This window comes from Mesotoga sp. HF07.pep.5.2.highcov (assembly GCF_003666285.1).
Lineage (GTDB): Bacteria > Thermotogota > Thermotogae > Petrotogales > Kosmotogaceae > Mesotoga > Mesotoga prima.
Genome location: NZ_JFHJ01000454.1, coordinates 1 through 862, shown reverse-complemented (window position 1 = coordinate 862; position 862 = coordinate 1). Strand labels below are relative to the sequence as shown.

The 862-nt window shown below is 44.7% G+C and carries 1 protein-coding gene; it reads left to right on the top strand.

What is annotated here, in order from left to right; translation table 11 throughout:
- Window positions 1-326 precede the first annotated feature (326 nt).
- On the top strand, window positions 327-862 hold a 536-nt coding region (locus tag BG32_RS09600), incomplete at its 3' end, for a deoxyribose-phosphate aldolase (RefSeq protein ID WP_121526747.1).

The following is an 862-nucleotide window of genomic DNA, read 5'->3' as shown; positions in this document are numbered from 1 at the left end:
TTCCCGATCGCCCTCGCTACCGTTGCCCTAGAGAGACCGGTCTCTTTTGCAATGTCGTCCAGCGTTGTTGCCATAACTCATCACCTGCTCAAAATCCAGATACACGATTCATTATGATACCGCTATCATATATATCAATTCATTCTATCCCAAAATCAGATATCATGTCAAGTTTTTTCGCGTTTTAAGTTAGCTCATGGACGGGTGTTTAATTTCTCCCAGTTTTGTGTTATATAATTGACTCAAGATAACTATGATACCGCTATCATATTTTATGGTGGCTTTTGTTTGATTCTCTCGTTAATTTTGCTTACGGAGGTGCCTCTTTGGAACAGATCGACAGGTTTTCGAAAAGGTTTGACAGCACGCTTCTGAAGGCGACCGCTACAGTAAAGGAGTCCGAAGTCTTTATCGACGATAGTATCTCCTATGGCTTCAGAGCGATTGTCGTTCCATGGTATTTGATGGACAGAGTCGTTAGAAAAGTCAGAGGTACGGATATCTCGGCGGCCTGCGGGGCGGGTTTTCCCTTCGGGTTCGAGACAACGGAAACTAAGGCTTATATGATCAGGCAGTCGCTTCGGCTCGGCCCCGAAGTGAGAGACATAGACATAACAGCCAACATCTCCGCTATGAAGTCCGGAGACTGGGATTACTTTGAAAGGGAGATCTCTTATCTTTCCGGTCTCCTGAAGAATGTCATTTGCAAGGTAATTATCGAAGTTTCTTATCTCGACGCAGTTGAAATTGAAAAAGCTTGCTCTATTCTGATGAAGCTACCTCACGTCGATTTCATAAAGACCGGTACGGGATACGGTTCCAGAGCCACTACGGTAGAGGACGTCAGGATTATCAAGAGAGT